The sequence below is a fragment of the Massilia sp. TWP1-3-3 genome (assembly GCF_049897805.1).
GTDB lineage: Bacteria > Pseudomonadota > Gammaproteobacteria > Burkholderiales > Burkholderiaceae_D > Telluria_A.
In genome coordinates, this window is sequence record NZ_JAFCWX010000014.1 from 18,993 (window position 1) to 34,779 (window position 15,787).

Consider the following 15,787-nt stretch of genomic DNA (forward strand, 5'->3'; position numbering starts at 1 on the left):
TTTACTTTTATAACGCTTTCACATGGCAGTTTTTACCGCGGTCAGCCTGGATGACGTCGCCCCCTGGCTCCAGCAGTTCCCTTTAGGAAAAGCAAGCGCCATCAAGGGCATTGCCTCAGGCATCGAAAACAGCAATTTTTTCATCACGACGGATGCCGGCGAGTATGTGCTGACCATTTTCGAGGTGCTGCGTTTCGATCAACTCCCGTTCTACCTGAACTTGATGCGCCACCTGGCTGAGCGCGGCGTGCTGGTGCCCGCCCCCGTTGCCAACGCACAGGGCGAGCTGGTGGTGGCGCTGCACGGCAAGCCGGCAGCCATCGTCAGCAAACTCGACGGCAGCTCGCAAATGGCGCCCGAGCCGGTGCATTGCGCCGCGGTCGGCGCCATGCTGGCGCGCATGCACCTGGCGGCCGTCGACTTTCCGCTGCAACAGCCTAATTTGCGTGGCATTGATTGGTGGAACGAAACGACGCCCAAAGTCTTGCCCATGCTCGACGAAGGCAGCGCGGCACTGTTGCGGGCCGAAATGCATTTCCAGCAAGCCTTTGCCGCGAGCGCGCACTACCACCGCATTCCCCGCGGGCCCGTGCACGCCGACCTGTTCCGCAATAACGTGATGTTTGTTGGCGAGCAGCTGACCGGGTTTTTCGACTTCTATTTCGCCGGCTGCGACACCTGGCTGTTCGACATGGCCGTGACGGTCAACGACTGGTGCATCGACCTGGCCACCGGCGAGCTCGACACCGCTCGGGTGCGCGCCATGCTCGACGCCTACCACGCGGTGCGTCCGTTCACGCATGACGAGCATGAATCCTGGCAAGCCATGCTGCGCGCCGCCGCGCTGCGCTTCTGGCTCTCGCGCCTGTACGACTTCCACCTGCCGCGCGAAGCTGAAATGCTCACGCCGCACGATCCGTTCCACTTCGAACGCATCTTGCGCGAGCGCATTGCCACTACCGCGCCGGAGCTGTTCTCATGAAAGGTTTGCCGGCACGTACGGGCATCGATTGGCTCAAGCAGGGCTTTGGCCTGTTCAAGCAGCAGCCAGGCATCTTGATGATGCTGATATTTGCCAATTTCATGGTCACCATTTTGCTGGTGATGTTGCCGGTACTGGGCGTGATCGTCGCGTACCTCGCGATGCCCTCATTCACCATGGCGATCCAGCAATCGTGCCGCATGATCGACAATGGAGAGCGCGTTCATCCCCGCGTGCTGCTGACCGGTTTTCAAAAGGAAGCGATCGGGCCGCTGTTCAAGCTCGGCCTGGTCTACCTGGGCATCGTGATCGTACTGGCCCTTGCCGTCATCCCCTTCATCGATATTGAAGCCGTCAAGGCGGCGATGAAAATGATGGAAGCGAAAAAGCAGCCGGTGGTGGATGGCAGGACCGCGCTGGCCTTCACCATGTTTTTTCTGGTGCTGGCCGTGTCAACGCTGCTGTTGTCGTTCGCGCCGGGCCTGACCTACTGGAAGCGCATGCCTACCTTCAAGGCGATTTTCTACAGCGTGTTTGCCGTGCTGGGCTCGAAAGCCCCGATCGCCGTCATGCTGGTGGTGTGGATTGCGCTGTCGGCGCTGCTGCACCAGGTCTTTGCGATGATTTTCGGGACCGCGGCCATTGCCCAGGTCATCGGGACCTGGATCACCTTCGTCTCGATATTGATCTTTCAGTGCGCGACGTATGCCGCCTACAAGCAAATACTGGGCGCGCCCGAAGACGCCCCCAAGGCAGCGCGATAATCCACAAGCCAACCATCTGCGGTTGGCTTTTTTTTCACCTCTCTGCAAGCCGATTCCGGCCCGCATGCCCTCCCTGTTTGTTTTTCACACGTGCCCCAAAAAAACAATTGGAACTATTTTCGTGTTGAGCGTATATTCGATGAAAATTATCGATCATGAAAACTTTTAATGTAAAAGTTTTTTCTTGCCCGCCAATTTGACAGAGTTGTTTCATAGAAAAATAACCCGAAATCTGGAGATGCAGAACAATGAAAAACCGACTTTTCAAAAGCGCGGCGTGGATGCTCGCGTCCATCCTCGCCGCTCCCCTTGCCTGGGGCGCGTGCCTGTCCGGGGAGGCCGAACCGAATAATGCCGACACTTCCGCCAACGCCGGCATGTGTAGCGGCGTGGCAGTGAGCGGCAGCATCGCCTCAAGCAGCGACTACGACTGGTACAAGCTCGACGTGGCAGCGCCCGGCGCCATCAACATCAGCCTGGCGCACGACAGCGGCATCGACCTCGACTGGTACCTGTACAAGAGCAGCGGCTCCTACGTGGCTTACCGTTCCACCTCCGCCAATCCGGAAACCGGCAGCTACAGCGCAACGACCGCCGGCGTCTATTACGTGCGGGTAAAAAGCTATTCCGGCGCGGGCCGCTACACGCTCAACGTCACCTTCCCTTCCAGCGGCACGCCCGGTGGCGGCGGCACGCCAACGGCATGCACCTTGCCGGCCGCTGTGAACCTCGGCAAGACCGGCAACAGCACGCCCAAGCCGAGCACCACGGCCGGGGGCGCCGTGCTGATGGGCGGCGGCATGGACGTCGACAATGCCATCAAGTGGATGATTGGCAAATCGGGCGGGGGCGACTTTGTGGTCCTGCGCTCCACAGGCACCAATGCCTACAACGATTACATCTACGGCTTGGGCGGCGTCAATTCGGTACAGACACTGCTAATCACCAGCACGGCGCAAGCCAACGACGCCTGTGTGGTGCAAACGATCAAGAATGCGGGTGCCGTTTTCATGGCGGGCGGCAACCAGGCCGACTATGTGAATTACTTCAAGGGCCAGGGTGTGGGCACGGCGCTCAACTATCTGATCAACACCAAGTTCGCGCCCGTGGGCGGCACCAGCGCCGGTATGGCCATAATGGGCCAGTACTACCACCCGGGCGGGGCCGAAGTAACAACTGCCCTGCTTAATCCAACCACGGTTGCGATCGGCAACAATTTCCTGGCCTATTCCCCCTTGGCAAACGTGGTGACCGAGCCGCATTTCATCGAACGCTTGCGCCAGCCCCGCTTGTCCGCCTTCATGGCCAGCAGCATCTACAACTTCAGCGTGCCATGGCAAAGCATGCGCGGCATTTCTGCCGATGAAGCCACCGCGCTGGCGGTCGACACCAACGGGCTGAGTAAAGCCTTTGGCACCGGCAAGGTCAATTTTGTACGCGCAACGGGCGCTGCGGAAACCTTGTCGCCGGGGGCGGCACTGACTTGGCTCGTGGCCCAGAAGGCACTTCAGGTAACGGAAATCCCGGCTACTCTGTCGGGCACCAACACCTTTAACCTGGGTACGTGGACCGACACCGGGGGCGTCACGCACTACTGGTATATCAACAATGGCAGCCTGACGATCAACTGATCCAATTCAAGGAAAACAAGATGACACCATTTTTCAAGACGGCCCTTTTGGCCGCGCTGGCTGCGGCCAGCGTCAGCGCGCAAGGCGCCGGCAAGCACGACTACACCTACACACCCGTGGCGGGCGTGCACGAAGTGCAATACTTCCACGGCTGCTACGACCACACGGATGGCGAGAAACGGCCCAAGGTCGACGTGCTGATGAGTGGCCTTGCCACCACCGACGTGCTGATTGAAACCAAGGTACGCGAGGAAGGCAAGCCGTCCACGGAAATGATTACCTTCCGCCTGAAGAACATGGATGCCAGCCTGAGCGTGCAGTTCCGCAGCCACGACGGGCCGCATTGCCAGCAAGGCGTGCAGCGCATCGCGTTCAAGAACGCCACGCTGCACAGCATTGCCGACTTGAACGCTTACCGCTGATCTTGCCTGCCCTCCAGGAAGCACGCGCGATCACGCTCAGGCGATACGCGCGCCGGGAGGGCAGGATCTCCCACAACATACTGAAGTAATTCTGAAAAGCAAGCAGAGTCATAGGGGCGTGGGCGAGGACGCCGCCCCTCTGCCCTCACGATGTGATGCTATTTCGCCACGCCACAATCGACTACAATCCATGTCTGGAACGCATTTACTACGCCGCCCCTCCCGGCGGCGCCGGCAATTGCCGGCTTTTTTATGAACGAGTGGCACGTGGCCCAACCGATAGCAACCCACTACGACAATCTCAAGGTCCAGCGCGACGCTCCCGTCGGCGTCATCAAGACGGCGTACCGCAAGCTGTCGCAGCAATACCATCCGGACCGCAATCCGGATCCTGCCGCGCTGGAAATCATGAAGCTGATTAACCTGGCGTGGGATGTGCTGAGCGACCCTGAACGGCGCGCACGGCATGACCGCGCGATAGCGGCCCTGGAACGTCGCGCTGCACAACACGCGGCGCCGCCCGCCCCGCAGCCAGCCGCACCCCGGCAGCAAAAGCGCAGCTGGCACGATCAGGATGCGGTGCGGGTTGCCGGCGTGCTGGCATTTTTCTTCCTGGCGTTGTTGGTCGTCTTTCAGGTTGCCGAAGCTGGCCGCGACGATGATGAAGCGCAGGGCGTCGACGCGAGCCAATCAGCGCCAGCGCCGGTGCCCGAGCAAGTCGCGCAGTCGGACCGCGTGCCACATGGCTACCTGCAAGCGTCGGCACAGGATTTCTCGCCCGGGATAGCGATGGTTGACATCGATAACACTGGCGGCAAATACGACGCGGAAGTGCGGCTGTTTCGCAACGGGCGCGCCGCGCGCAGCATGTTCGTGCACCACGGCAAGCGCTTCGTCGTTGAAGACGTGGCGCCGGGTAGCTATGTCGTGAAATACAAAATGATGGTCGACGGGCGCATGCGGGCGTTTCAGGAACGTGAACTGTTCCAGCCCCAGCGCGACAAGTTCGTCAAGTTGAAACTCAAGCTGTTCGCGGCGACCGGCAGCAAGCAAACCGCGGACCCGCTTCCGGTCGACCAGTTTTAACCGGCCACCGGCACCGCAACATCACCGCCCCAGGCGCTCCAGCTTGGCAATCGACAGGTCCAGCACTTTCATCCCGGCGCGCCCGAAATTGATCTGCGCGCGGGCATTGGCGCCGCCGCCTTCGATATTGACGATCACGCCTTCGCCGAACTTGCCATGCACAACCGATTCGCCAATGCGCCAGCCCGGGCCTGATGCAGCCGCCTTCTGCGTGATCTGCTGGGCGATTTTGTTGTCCGAGCCGCCGCCGGTGAACGCGGTGTCATCCCAGGCGGACTTCTTGTTACCCATCCAGTGCGACTGCACGCGCGGCGAAATCCACTTGAGCGCTTCTTCGGGCAGCTCGTCGAAAAAACGCGACTTCATGTTGTAGCGCGTCTGCCCGTGCAGCATGCGCGTTTGCGTAAAGCTCATGTACAGGCGCTTTTTGGCGCGCGTGATGGCCACGTACATCAGGCGCCGCTCTTCATCCACGCCATCCATTTCGCGCGTGCTGCTTTCGTGCGGGAACAGGCCTTCTTCAAGGCCGGTGATGAAGACGGCGTCGAACTCGAGGCCCTTGGCCGAGTGCACCGTCATCAGTTGCAGCGCGTCCTGGCCGGCCTGCGCCTGGGCGTCGCCCGCCTCCAGTGACGCGTGCGACAAAAAGGCCGACAGCGGTGACATTACTGTGGGCAGTGGCGCGTCGGCGTCGAGCAATTCGAAGCCGTCGCCGTCGACAAGCGGCATGCCCGACTGCGCCGTGGTTTTCGGGCCCAGGTGCGCGGGCGCCGCCTGGCCAAAGCCTTCTTCCTGCACGAACTGGGTGGCCGCGTTGACCATCTGCTCCAGGTTTTCGATGCGGTCGGCGCCTTCCTTTTCCTTTTCGTAGTGGGTCAACAGGCCGCTCGCCTCGAGCACCACGCGCACCATTTCGGGCAGCGCCAGCTGCTGGGTTTCGAAACGCGCGCCTTCAATCAGCTTGATGAAAGCGCTCAGCGAAGAACCCGCCTTGCCGGCCACGTAAGGCACCGCAGCGTACAGCGAAATGCCGTGATGGCCGGCGGCGTCCTGCAACGCCTCGATCGAGCGCATGCCGATGCCGCGCGTGGGAAAATTGACCACGCGCAAAAAGGCCTGGTCGTTGTGCGGATTGTCCATCAACTGCAGGTAGGCGATGCCGTGCTTGACCTCGGCGCGCTGGAAGTAGCGCTGGCCGCCATACACGGTGTAGGGCAAGCCGGCCGCAAACAGCGCATGCTCGATCACGCGCGACTGGGCGTTGGAGCGGTACAAGATGGCGATTTCACTGCGCAGCGCGCCGTCCGCCATCAGGCTCTTGGCTTCTTCGATGATCCACTGCGCTTCTTCGAGATCGGACGAGGCTTCGTAGATGCGCACCGGCTCGCCGTGGCCGGCGTCGGTGCGCAGGTTCTTGCCGAGCCGGTTGCTGTTGTTGGAGATGAGCTGGTTGGCGCTGTCGAGAATGTGGCCGTGCGAGCGGTAATTTTGCTCCAGCTTGATCAAGTTCTCGACCCGAAATTCGCGCTCGAAGGCGGCCATATTGCCCACATTGGCGCCGCGAAAGGCGTAAATGCTCTGGTCATCGTCGCCGACGGCAAACAGCGCGCCGCCAAACTGCGCCTCGTGCCCGGCCAGCATTTTGAGCAGATTGTATTGCAGGTCGTTGGTATCCTGGAACTCGTCGACCAGGATGTGCTTGAAGCGCGCCTGGTAATGCTCGCGCAGCGGCTGGTTGCGAACCAGCAATTCATAGGCGCGCAACAGCAGCTCGGCAAAGTCCACCACGCCTTCGCGCTGGCATTGCTGGTCATAGAGTTCATACAGCTCGACGAACTTGCGCTCGATCGGATCGTGCGCTTCAACATTGTGCGAGCGCTGGCCCTGGTCCTTGGCGCTGTTGATGAAATACATCAGCGCCTTGGCCGGGTATTTTTCATCATCGATATTGTTGGCCTTGAGCAGGCGCTTGATCATCGAGATTTGGTCTTGCGAATCCATGATCTGGAACGTCTGCGGCAACGCGGCGTCGCGAAAGTGGGTGCGCAGCAGGCGGTTGCACAGCCCGTGGAAAGTGCCGATCCACATGCCGCGCGTGCTGACGGGCAGCAGCGCGGACAGGCGCGTGAGCATTTCCTTGGCCGCCTTGTTGGTAAAAGTAACCGCCATGATCCCGGCCGGCGACACCTGCCCCGTCTGGATCAGCCAGGCGATGCGGGTGGTCAGCACGCGCGTTTTGCCCGAGCCGGCGCCCGCCAGGATCAGGGCGCTTTGCTGGGGCAGCGTGACGGCGGCAAGCTGTTCGGGATTGAGGTTGTGAAGGAGATTTTGCATCCCATGATTATACCGGTCGCGCACTCCTGCGAGCGCCCCTTGCGCATCAGGCGCGCGTGACCGTCAACCCGATCTGGAAGGTTGGCTTGGCCGCGTCGCCTTCGCGCACCGCGCCAGGCCGCCCCAGTTTCAGCAGCAGCATGGGGGAGGCGACGATCCCGCTTTCCGGCGTCACTTTCATCTTGACCATCACCGCGTCGCCCGCCGCCGGCGTGACCGTGAACACCCCGCTCCAGACAGGGCCCGGCTGATCCGAGCGCAGCGCGAACTCTTCTCCCGCCTTGACGCGCACCTTGGCCGAGGTAGTGCCAGGTCCGTCAGCAAACTTGACGGCGATATCGTAAGTCTCGCCGCCGGCGCGGGCCGAGACGGTGCCAAGCATGCTGGCGCAGGCCAGTAGCGCGACGATCAGGCCCGTGGCGTGGCGCCGTGGGGTGCTGGTGGATTTTTTCAGTTGCATGATGCGCTCCTTGAGTGGGTGGCTTGATTGCCAGTGGCAGGTGGCCAGCGCCAAAGCGCCTGCCGCCTGGGTCTTGAGCATCGCCGCGGCGTAAGCCTGGCGAGCGGCGCCGTGGCGCGCCATGACGGCGCTGTCGCAGGCCAGTTCCTGGTCAAAGCGAAAACGCGACGCTGCGACGTGCATGAGGGGATTGAACCAGAACGCACTCTGCAGCACCACCAGCAAGGCGTTGGCGGCGGGGTCGCGCCGGGCGGCATGCTGGCGTTCGTGGGCAATGATCAGCGCCTGTTCATCAAGGCTGTAGCGCGCCGTAAAATCGGCGGGGACGACAACGCGCGGGCGAAACAGGCCCAGTAAAACGGGACCATGGCGCGCGCTGGCCGCATGAAAAATCCCATCGCGTTCTGTCAGGCCACCGAGGCTGCGCACAAAGGCGCGCTGGCCAAGCACGAACAGCACGCCGGTAGCGAGCGCGCCGCCAGCCCAGAGCCGCGCCAGCCAGTCCAGCCATGTTAGCCATTCGATGGCGGCCGGGGCCACGCTGGCAACCAGCAGCGAGGCCTTGAGCGACGGCGCCAGCGCCAGCACGGTGACGGGAGCGGCTGTCGGTACGGGGAGCGCCGCAGCGAGCAGCGCAGCCGGGACGGCCAGCCAGCACAGGTACGCGCCGGCGGCGCCCCCAAAGGCACGCAGCGGGCGACGCACCAGCAAGACCATGACGATGGCGCAGGTGCTTGCCAGCGCCAGCCGGGCCAGAAGATCGAGCAGATCGAGCAGATCGAGCACACTATGTGCCATCGCCGAGCTCCTCGACCAGTTTCTTCAGTTCGGCGATATCGGCCGCGCTCAGTTTGCGGTGCTTGCCGAAGTGCGCCACCAGCGGCGCCACGCGTCCGCCGAACAGCCGGTCGAGCATGCTGGTGCTTTCGCTGCTGACCCATTGTTCACGCTTGAGCACTGCCGTGTACAGGTAGCGGCGCCCGTCCTTGCCGGCACTGAGCGCGCCTTTTTTGAGGAGCCGGTTGAGCAGCGTCTTGACGGTCGCTTCCTGCCAGCGCTGCTCGCTGACCAGGGCGGCGATGATGTCCTCGGCCGGCATGCCGGGCGGTCCGCGCCACACCACGTCCATGACGAGCGACTCGGCGTCGCTGATTGCTGTCTGTTTGCTCATTGCCTCTCCCGGATGCTGCGATTACACGCGTAATCACAGCATCATGATTACAGTTGTAATCGGAAGAGTCAAGCGTTTGTTGGCTAGCGTTCGGCCTTGCGGTACAGCGAGCTGAACATCGAGTTGCCGTTGAGCGAAGAGGTCGGCACCGCTTGCGCGACGTCCCAGTGCTCAACCAGTTCAAAGTTGGCCACGCGGTACATGTCGCACACGGTGACGCCCGAAAATTCATTCTTCGGGTCGCTCCCCTCATCCTGGTTCTGGGAGCAGACCACGCCCAGGTCGCCCTCGGCCATCGCGCGCACCACGCGATACATGGACCCGGGCGCGGCAATGTACTGGATCACCGCCGCCAGCGCAGCGCGGCCGTTGCCGACGAAGGGATTGTGCTGGATGTAATTCGGTCCCCACATCCGGTCGAGCAGGCCGAAGTTCTTCTTGCCGAACACTTCGTCCGACAGCGTGGTCAGCATCAGGCGGTTCATCTCGGTGCGCTGCGCCGTCATGACGGCCGGCCCGGGCGAGGCTGGGTAGGCGTACAGGTTGCTGAACTGCGAATTGCCGTTGGCCGACGTGGCGTGCACCTTGGCCTGCACCGCCCAGTGCTCGACGATCCAGCCTTTGTCGAGGCGGTAGAAGTCATAGCGGTTGGTGCCGCTCATGTCATTGGCCGGCGTGGCCGAGATGTGCGAGTGAACGAACACCAGGTCGCCGTCGGACAGCAGGTGCTTGACGCTGATGGCCTGCGCCGGCGAGCGGGCCCGCAGTTCGCGAATCCAGGCGGCCGTGCCGTCGCGCCCGGACGTCACCAGCGGATCGTGCTGGATCACGTGAGGCGCCACCTGGCGGCGCACGACGGCGTCGGCGTCGGCGGTGCTGCCAATGGCAGTGAGGAAGTGCGTCACCAGCGCCTTGTTGTAGCGCTCCACATCTTCCTTGTGGCCTGCGTGCGCCGGCAATGCGGCCAGCGCCATCAGGGCGCCGGAGAACAGTACTTTGTACTTGGTGGGGCGGGTCGATTTCATGCGGTGCATTCCTTGTCGGTGTTGTCGGTGCCGTCGGATTCGGGCACGAATGCAGCTTGCCCCAACAACCCGGCGGCAGCGACCGGCTTGGGATGAGCCGTGACGGATGCGTGACGAAATCCATCGCCAGGGCGCGCCACGGCATGGCACACTCCCGTTCTAGCAAACTGCGCCCACTTCCCATGCCACCGCCACTGACAGCCATGCTAACGAGCCTGCGTACCCTGCCCCCGCGCATTTACTGGGGCGCCTGGGCGCTTGCGGGCGGCTACAATTTCTTGCGCGCGATCTTCGACGTGCCGCTGTATATGAACTTCGTCTTCAATGCCGCGCACTTCGGCGCCTGGGCGCTGCTTGGCTTGCTGGTCCTGCCGCTGATCCGGCGCTATCCGCTGCGCATGCACTGGCGTTCGTGGCTGTTTCATCTTCTGCTGGGCGGCGTCACCACCCAGATCGACATCACGCTGGGGCACTGGCTGTTTGCCGGCCTGACCACGGCGTTCATGGACAAAACCGCCTACCAGCTGATCTTCATCGCCTTTCAAAACTGCTTCCACATTGGTCTGCTGACCTACTTCGGCTTTGTCGGCATCGTCCAGTTGAACGACGCTCTCAAGCTGGCGCGCCGGCGCGACTTGCAGATCGCCGAACACAAGACCGCCTGTGTGCGCGCGCAGCTGCAAAGCCTGAAGCTGCAGCTGCAGCCGCACTTCCTGTTCAATACCTTGCATGCGATCGGCTCGCTGATGCACTATGACGTTGCCACCGCCGACCGCATGCTCAATCGCCTCAGCGATATGCTGCGCACCTCGCTGCGCGAATCGGACAAGCCGCTCGTCACGCTCAAGCAGGAGATAAGCTTCATCGAGGCCTACCTGGATATCGAAAAAATCCGCTTTGAGCAGCGCCTCGCGGTCGAATGGGCGATTCCCGACCATTTGCAGGACGAGTCGATTCCGCCCTTTATCTTGCAGCCGCTGGTGGAAAACGCGATCAAGTACGGCGTGGCGCCGCGCGCCGACGGCGGGCGCATCGTGATCCGCGCCTACGCGCGGGGCGCCTCGCTGCTGCTGGAAGTGGAAGACGACGCCCCGCCCCAGGCGGCGCAGCAGAAAGGCTTCGGCATCGGCCTTAGCAATACGCGTTCGCGGCTGGAAGCGCTGTATGGCGCCGCCCAGGAACTGGCGCTGTTGCGCTCGGCGTGCGGCACCATCGCGCGCATCAGCATTCCCCTGCGCGCGCCGCTGCGCGCGGCGGCATGAGCGCCCCTATCCGCGTGCTGCTGGCCGATGACGAAACGTCGGCGCGCAAGCGCCTGTCGCAGTTCCTAGCCGGCCATATTGATTGCGAGGTGGTGGGCGAATCGCGCAACGGGCGTCAAGCGTGCGACGACATCGCGCGATTGACGCCCGACCTGGTGTTTCTGGACGTGGAAATGCCGGAGCTGAACGGGCTGGAAGTGGCCGCGCGCATCGGCGCGGCGAACATGCCGGCGACCATCTTCGCAACCGCGTACGACCATTATGCGCTGGGCGCCTTCAACGCCAACGCGATGGATTACCTGGTCAAGCCGTTCGACCAGCAGCGCTTTACGGTGGCGATGGACAAGGCCAGGCGCTGGCTGGGCGCCGGGCAGGAACAGTTCCGGGATCAATTGGGGGCGGTGCTCAAGGAAGTGGCCGCAGCCAGGTCCGGACAGGACCGCATTCTGGTGCGCAGCGGAGAGGCGCAACACCTGGTGCGCGCGGCGGACATCATGCATATCAGCGCCGAGGGCAATTACATACGGCTGCATACGGTCGGCGGCGAGCACCTGATGCGCGAACGGATGGCGGGGATCTTGGAGCGGCTGGACGGAACCGTGTTCAGGCGCATTCACAGGTCGCATATCGTGAACCTGGACCACGTGAAAAAGCTGCTGCCGTGGTTTGGCGGGGATCTGTTGGTGATGATGAGCGACGGGAGCAGGCTGACGCTGAGCCGCAATTACCGGGAGGCGCTGCGGGAGTTTGGCACCGCGGGAGCGGCGTTGTAGGTCGGAAAAGCGAAAGCGCATTCCGACCTACTCTTTGCACAAGCCCCTGCCAGGAATCAGTACAGCACCACCGACCGGATCGACTCGCCGCTCTTCATCAGATCAAACCCTTCATTGATCCGCTCCAGCGGCAGCCGGTGCGTGATCAGGTCGTCGATATTGAGCTTGCCTTCCATGTACCAGTCGACGATCTTGGGCACGTCGGTGCGCCCGCGCGCGCCGCCGAACGCGGAACCCCTCCACACGCGCCCCGTCACCAGCTGGAACGGCCGCGTCGAGATCTCTTGCCCAGCCGCCGCCACGCCGATGATGATCGACTGGCCCCAGCCCTTGTGGCAGCACTCGAGCGACTGGCGCATGGTCGTCACATTGCCGATGCACTCGAAGCTGTAGTCGGCGCCGCCGTCGGTAAGACCGACGATGGCATCGACCACGTTCTCGACCTCGGTCGGGTTGACAAAGTGCGTCATGCCGAACTTGCGCGCCATCTCCTGGCGGCCCGGGTTGATGTCGACCCCGATGATCTTGTCGGCGCCGACCATGCGCGCGGCCTGGATCACGTTCAGGCCGATTCCGCCCAGCCCGAACACGACTACGTTGGCGCCCGCCTCCACCTTGGCCGTAAACAGCACCGCGCCCACGCCGGTGGTCACGCCGCAGCCGATGTAGCAGATCTTGTCGAACGGCGCATCCGAGCGCACCTTGGCCAGCGCGATTTCGGGCACTACGATGTAGTTCGAGAACGTGGACGTGCCCATGTAATGGAAGATCGGTTTGCCGTCGATGGAAAAGCGGCTGGTGGCGTCGGGCATCAGGCCGCGGCCCTGGGTCGAGCGGATCGACTGGCACAGGTTGGTCTTTTGCGAGAGGCAAAATTTGCACTGGCGGCATTCCGGGGTATACAGCGGAATGACGTGGTCGTCCTTGCGGATGCTCTTTACGCCCGGGCCGACATCAACCACGATGCCGGCGCCTTCATGCCCCAGGATGGACGGGAAAATGCCTTCCGGGTCGGCGCCCGAGAGCGTGTAGTAATCGGTATGGCAAATGCCGGTGGCCTTGATTTCGACCAGCACTTCGCCTTCTTTCGGGCCTTCCAGTTCTACCTCTTCAATTGTCAGCGGTTGTCCCGCCTTCCATGCGATCGCTGCTTTGGTTTTCATGTTTTTTCCGGGCCTGAAGAATGGGTGTTCACCATCATAGCAAGCCGGGGCGCGCCATGCCAGCGCATCCTCAAGTGAGCGCGGCCTCGTGCTTGTTCCACATGGAATGCAACTGGCCCGTCAGGCGCATCGGCAGCACCGGCTTCGGGATCACGCCGATGGCGCCGGCGTCCATATAGCGCGCGATGTCGGCTTCCGAGGTCAGGCCCGTGACGAACAGCGCCGGCACGTGCGCCAGGTGCGGCATGCGGCGCAGCATGGCCAGGGTAGTGACGCCGTCCAGCTCGGGCATGAGCACGTCGAGCAAAATCAGGTCGGGCGCGAAGTCGCGCGCGGCCAGCAGCGCTTCGCGCCCAGAGCTGCAATCGCGTACGTCGAACTTGCCGATCACTTCCATCACCAGCTTGGCAGTGGTGCGTACGTGCAGGTCGTCTTCCACGTACAGGATCGATTTGAGCACTTTGCTCATGCTTAGTCTCCCGCGCTCAGTGCGCTTGTGTTCCACAGCATGGCGGACATTGCCGTCCACAGCTGGCGCGCCGTGGTCGACGATTTCGACAAACGCACGCTCGGCAAAGCGTCGCGCCAGGCAACAGGCTGGTCGGTATAGACCAGCAAGGGCGTGCCGTCCAGCAGCGTTTGCAGCTCCGGCAGCGCGCTCGCGGCGGCGTCCGGCAAGGCAGGATCGAGGATCACCAGCGAAAAAATCTGCTCCTGCAGCAGCCGGCGCGCCTGCGCCAGCGTGCCAACGTGGGTGACGTGCACGCCGCTGCCAAGCAGGCTGGCGAGCACGGCGGCGGTGCCGGTTTGGGTGTCGATATGCAGCACGCGCGGAAACCCAGTGTCGGCCGGCGCCAGTTGCCGATATTGTTTGGCGGCGCCCCGGGTAGCGCAAGCAACAGCAACAGTTAGAGCAACATCAACAGCGGCAACAGCGGCGACGAGGGCGGCATCCGCCTGCCCTGGCGCCGTCCGGTGACGCGCCGGTGTGTGGGCGCAGGCCAGCGTGCCGGCCTTGCCGCTACGCACCAAGTGGCGGGCGGCTGACAGGCAATGGGTGGCAGGGTGCGTCGGCTTCATGGCAACTTCCTTTCGTATTCGGACAAACAAACGGCCGAATCCGGGCGCGCCAAGCTGTGCGCGCATCAGGTTCGGGAACTGAAGCGGCGGAGCTGGGCCGACAGGAAGATACTTGGCGCCGCGTGTACAAGGCGGCTGGGTTGGGTCGCGCGGCGTGCGCGTTTTTGGGGCGAACACCGTGGGGACAACGAGCGGCAAACAAATTAGACGCCAATGAACAGATCATAGCGCAAGCCTGCCTTGCACTGATGCAACTTATCGATAGAATTTGTCTATTCTGCGCATAGTAGAAATTCCATCAATATTCCAGCGCTCAGGATGACTTTGCTTTCAGCCGCTCGGCAAAGGCGCTGTGCAGGCTGTTGAGCGTCTCCTCGGCCGCCAGCAACTGGTCGGCCACTTCATTAATCTTGCGCCGGCTCGAACGGGCATGGTCGCGCAGCACCTCGAAGGCGGTGTTGCGGTCGGTCTGAAACTTGCCCATCAACAGGCCCACCGCCACGCTGGTTTCGCGCCCGGCGACCAGCGCCGCATTCAGGTTCACTTCGGTGCGGCGCAGCTGGCGGATATCGTCGGCGCGCGCCAGGCCTGCTTCGAAAGCGGGCATCAGGCGCGCCGCGTCAACCGGCTTGACCAGGTAGCCGACCGCGCCGTGCGCCGCCGCCTGGCGCGCCGACTCGCTGTCGTCCACGGCCGAGAGAAACATGAACGGCACGCTGGTGTCTGCCTTCAGCCTTGCCGCCAGCTCCAGGCCGCTCATGCCGGGCATGGTGATGTCGAGCAAGGCCAGGTCGGGCTCGCCCGTGGCGATGACGGCCAGTGCTTCCTCGGCGCACGAGGCGGTGACGGTGTCGTAGCCGGCGTAGCCGATGACTTCGGTCAGGAAAGTGAGCAGGAGCGGATCGTCATCGACGACGAGGATGCGGCGTTTGACGGCGGGAGCGGCGCTCATGGGCAAGATTTCCTCGATTACATCGTGTTGGTGAGCCAGAAGTTTGCCCTATATTGTTGCCCTGTGTCCAGCGCGCGCGAACAGTGCGTCGAAAGCGCGCACGGCCGCCCCCGGATCGTCGGCCATGTAGACACTGGTAATGGCCGCGACCAGGGCCGCGCCGCGCTCGACCAGCGGGGCGGCGTTGGCGCTCGTCATGCCGCCGATGACCACCACCGGCACGGCCAGTGTGGCGCGCGCGTGCAGCACGATGTCGGGCTCGGTGCTGACGCTGTACTGCTTGACGGTGGACGGGTAAAAGCCGCCGAAGGCGGCGTAGCTGGCGCCGGCCCGTTCGGCTTCGCGCGCCAGCGCCAGGTCGCCGTAGCAGGAAGCGCCGACGATTTTTTCCGGCCCCAGCGCGGCGCGGGCCTCGGCCACCGACACATCGGTGCCGCCCACGTGCACGCCATCGGCGTCGAGCGTCAGGCACAGCGCCACATGGTCGTTGATGACCAGCGGGCGGCGGTAGCGGCGGCACAGCGCCAGCAAGGCGGCGCCCTGCTGGCGCAGCAGTTCGGCGCCGGCGTGCTTGTGGCGGTACTGGACCAGGGCGGCGCCGGCGGCCAGCGCGCGTTCGGTACAGGCCAGCAGTTTTGCGGTGTCGTCCCAGTTGGGGGTGACCAGGTACAGGCCTTGCATA

16 protein-coding genes are annotated in these 15,787 nt (G+C 63.1%); 7 read left to right on the top strand and 9 right to left on the bottom strand.

The genetic code is table 11. From position 1 onward, the window contains the following. Positions 1 to 22: 22 nt before the first annotated feature. The 5 genes from ACP7D4_RS15415 (at position 23) to ACP7D4_RS15435 (ending at position 4,885) form a co-directional block, all read left to right on the top strand. Positions 23 to 982, top strand: coding sequence for a homoserine kinase (locus ACP7D4_RS15415; RefSeq protein WP_426209937.1), 960 nt, complete (start codon positions 23 to 25; stop codon positions 980 to 982). Continuing rightward, the gene (locus ACP7D4_RS15420; protein WP_426107504.1) at positions 979 to 1,746 is read left to right on the top strand and encodes a BPSS1780 family membrane protein; all 768 of its coding nucleotides are present in this window, start codon (positions 979 to 981) and stop codon (positions 1,744 to 1,746) included. The genes ACP7D4_RS15415 and ACP7D4_RS15420 overlap by 4 nt, the downstream gene beginning before the upstream one ends. A gap of 248 nt (positions 1,747 to 1,994) precedes the next feature. Next, the gene (locus ACP7D4_RS15425; protein ID WP_426209939.1) at positions 1,995 to 3,377 is read left to right on the top strand and encodes a pre-peptidase C-terminal domain-containing protein; all 1,383 of its coding nucleotides are present in this window, start codon (positions 1,995 to 1,997) and stop codon (positions 3,375 to 3,377) included. A 20-nt stretch (positions 3,378 to 3,397) separates the two neighbouring features. After that, on the top strand, positions 3,398 to 3,799 hold the full coding sequence (locus ACP7D4_RS15430; RefSeq protein ID WP_426107506.1) for a hypothetical protein: 402 nt from the start codon (positions 3,398 to 3,400) through the stop codon (positions 3,797 to 3,799). 267 nt (positions 3,800 to 4,066) lie between these two features. Beyond that, positions 4,067 to 4,885 carry a J domain-containing protein gene (locus ACP7D4_RS15435; RefSeq protein ID WP_426209941.1) on the top strand — a complete coding sequence of 273 codons (819 nt, stop codon included), beginning with the start codon at positions 4,067 to 4,069 and terminating at the stop codon, positions 4,883 to 4,885. Between the two features lie 21 nt (positions 4,886 to 4,906). Here ACP7D4_RS15435 and ACP7D4_RS15440 read toward each other — a convergent pair whose 3' ends face one another. The 4 genes from ACP7D4_RS15440 to ACP7D4_RS15455 all read right to left on the bottom strand — a co-directional run bounded on the left by ACP7D4_RS15440 (position 4,907) and on the right by ACP7D4_RS15455 (position 9,875). Further along, complete coding sequence (locus ACP7D4_RS15440) at positions 4,907 to 7,219, bottom strand: UvrD-helicase domain-containing protein (RefSeq protein WP_426107508.1); 2,313 nt, start codon at positions 7,217 to 7,219, stop codon at positions 4,907 to 4,909. A 46-nt stretch (positions 7,220 to 7,265) separates the two neighbouring features. Then, positions 7,266 to 8,477, bottom strand: a complete 1,212-nt coding sequence (locus tag ACP7D4_RS15445) for a M56 family metallopeptidase (RefSeq protein WP_426209943.1) — start codon at positions 8,475 to 8,477, stop codon at positions 7,266 to 7,268. Continuing rightward, positions 8,467 to 8,850 carry a BlaI/MecI/CopY family transcriptional regulator gene (locus tag ACP7D4_RS15450; RefSeq protein WP_426107510.1) on the bottom strand — a complete coding sequence of 128 codons (384 nt, stop codon included), beginning with the start codon at positions 8,848 to 8,850 and terminating at the stop codon, positions 8,467 to 8,469. The genes ACP7D4_RS15445 and ACP7D4_RS15450 overlap by 11 nt, the downstream gene beginning before the upstream one ends. A gap of 83 nt (positions 8,851 to 8,933) precedes the next feature. Further along, positions 8,934 to 9,875 carry a nuclear transport factor 2 family protein gene (locus ACP7D4_RS15455; protein WP_426209945.1) on the bottom strand — a complete coding sequence of 314 codons (942 nt, stop codon included), beginning with the start codon at positions 9,873 to 9,875 and terminating at the stop codon, positions 8,934 to 8,936. Positions 9,876 to 10,078: 203 nt separating this feature from the next. On the opposite strand from ACP7D4_RS15455, the gene ACP7D4_RS15460 reads away from it, so the two are divergent. Continuing rightward, a complete protein-coding gene (locus ACP7D4_RS15460; RefSeq protein WP_426209946.1) occupies positions 10,079 to 11,137 on the top strand; it encodes a sensor histidine kinase in 1,059 nt (352 codons plus the stop codon). After that, positions 11,134 to 11,910, top strand: coding sequence for a LytR/AlgR family response regulator transcription factor (locus ACP7D4_RS15465; RefSeq protein WP_426105237.1), 777 nt, complete (start codon positions 11,134 to 11,136; stop codon positions 11,908 to 11,910). Before ACP7D4_RS15460 ends, ACP7D4_RS15465 begins: the two co-directional genes overlap by 4 nt. Before the next feature lie 56 nt (positions 11,911 to 11,966). Here the strand turns inward: ACP7D4_RS15465 and ACP7D4_RS15470 are convergent, their stop codons facing one another. The 5 genes from ACP7D4_RS15470 to thiE form a co-directional block, all read right to left on the bottom strand. Beyond that, positions 11,967 to 13,073 (bottom strand): S-(hydroxymethyl)glutathione dehydrogenase/class III alcohol dehydrogenase, encoded by a 1,107-nt coding sequence (locus ACP7D4_RS15470; RefSeq protein ID WP_426105239.1) that lies wholly within the window; start codon positions 13,071 to 13,073, stop codon positions 11,967 to 11,969. A gap of 70 nt (positions 13,074 to 13,143) precedes the next feature. Beyond that, positions 13,144 to 13,542: a response regulator gene (locus tag ACP7D4_RS15475; protein ID WP_426209948.1), complete on the bottom strand. Its 399-nt coding sequence runs from the start codon at positions 13,540 to 13,542 to the stop codon at positions 13,144 to 13,146. Positions 13,543 to 13,544: 2 nt separating this feature from the next. Continuing rightward, entirely contained in the window at positions 13,545 to 14,153 is a 609-nt protein-coding gene (locus ACP7D4_RS15480; protein ID WP_426105242.1) for a hypothetical protein, read from the bottom strand. A gap of 313 nt (positions 14,154 to 14,466) precedes the next feature. Beyond that, positions 14,467 to 15,105 carry an ANTAR domain-containing response regulator gene (locus ACP7D4_RS15485; RefSeq protein WP_426209950.1) on the bottom strand — a complete coding sequence of 213 codons (639 nt, stop codon included), beginning with the start codon at positions 15,103 to 15,105 and terminating at the stop codon, positions 14,467 to 14,469. 48 nt (positions 15,106 to 15,153) lie between these two features. Continuing rightward, the gene (gene thiE / locus ACP7D4_RS15490) at positions 15,154 to 15,786 is read right to left on the bottom strand and encodes a thiamine phosphate synthase (protein WP_426210037.1); all 633 of its coding nucleotides are present in this window, start codon (positions 15,784 to 15,786) and stop codon (positions 15,154 to 15,156) included. Position 15,787 lies beyond the last annotated feature (1 nt).

Excerpts from the sequence above, each read along its gene's own strand:
- ACP7D4_RS15440 (WP_426107508.1), bottom strand. The coding sequence starts at position 7,219 with ATGCAAAATCTCCTTCACAACCTCAATCCCGAACAGCTTGCCGCCGTC.
- ACP7D4_RS15415 (WP_426209937.1), top strand. The coding sequence starts at position 23 with ATGGCAGTTTTTACCGCGGTCAGCCTGGATGACGTCGCCCCCTGGCTC.
- ACP7D4_RS15475 (WP_426209948.1), bottom strand. The coding sequence starts at position 13,542 with ATGAGCAAAGTGCTCAAATCGATCCTGTACGTGGAAGACGACCTGCAC.
- ACP7D4_RS15445 (WP_426209943.1), bottom strand. The coding sequence starts at position 8,477 with ATGGCACATAGTGTGCTCGATCTGCTCGATCTGCTCGATCTTCTGGCC.
- ACP7D4_RS15455 (WP_426209945.1), bottom strand. The coding sequence starts at position 9,875 with ATGAAATCGACCCGCCCCACCAAGTACAAAGTACTGTTCTCCGGCGCC.
- ACP7D4_RS15425 (WP_426209939.1), top strand. The coding sequence starts at position 1,995 with ATGAAAAACCGACTTTTCAAAAGCGCGGCGTGGATGCTCGCGTCCATC.
- ACP7D4_RS15485 (WP_426209950.1), bottom strand. The coding sequence starts at position 15,105 with ATGAGCGCCGCTCCCGCCGTCAAACGCCGCATCCTCGTCGTCGATGAC.
- ACP7D4_RS15430 (WP_426107506.1), top strand. The coding sequence starts at position 3,398 with ATGACACCATTTTTCAAGACGGCCCTTTTGGCCGCGCTGGCTGCGGCC.
- thiE (WP_426210037.1), bottom strand. The coding sequence starts at position 15,786 with ATGCAAGGCCTGTACCTGGTCACCCCCAACTGGGACGACACCGCAAAA.
- ACP7D4_RS15480 (WP_426105242.1), bottom strand. The coding sequence starts at position 14,153 with ATGAAGCCGACGCACCCTGCCACCCATTGCCTGTCAGCCGCCCGCCAC.
- ACP7D4_RS15470 (WP_426105239.1), bottom strand. The coding sequence starts at position 13,073 with ATGAAAACCAAAGCAGCGATCGCATGGAAGGCGGGACAACCGCTGACA.
- ACP7D4_RS15465 (WP_426105237.1), top strand. The coding sequence starts at position 11,134 with ATGAGCGCCCCTATCCGCGTGCTGCTGGCCGATGACGAAACGTCGGCG.
- ACP7D4_RS15420 (WP_426107504.1), top strand. The coding sequence starts at position 979 with ATGAAAGGTTTGCCGGCACGTACGGGCATCGATTGGCTCAAGCAGGGC.
- ACP7D4_RS15460 (WP_426209946.1), top strand. The coding sequence starts at position 10,079 with ATGCTAACGAGCCTGCGTACCCTGCCCCCGCGCATTTACTGGGGCGCC.
- ACP7D4_RS15450 (WP_426107510.1), bottom strand. The coding sequence starts at position 8,850 with ATGAGCAAACAGACAGCAATCAGCGACGCCGAGTCGCTCGTCATGGAC.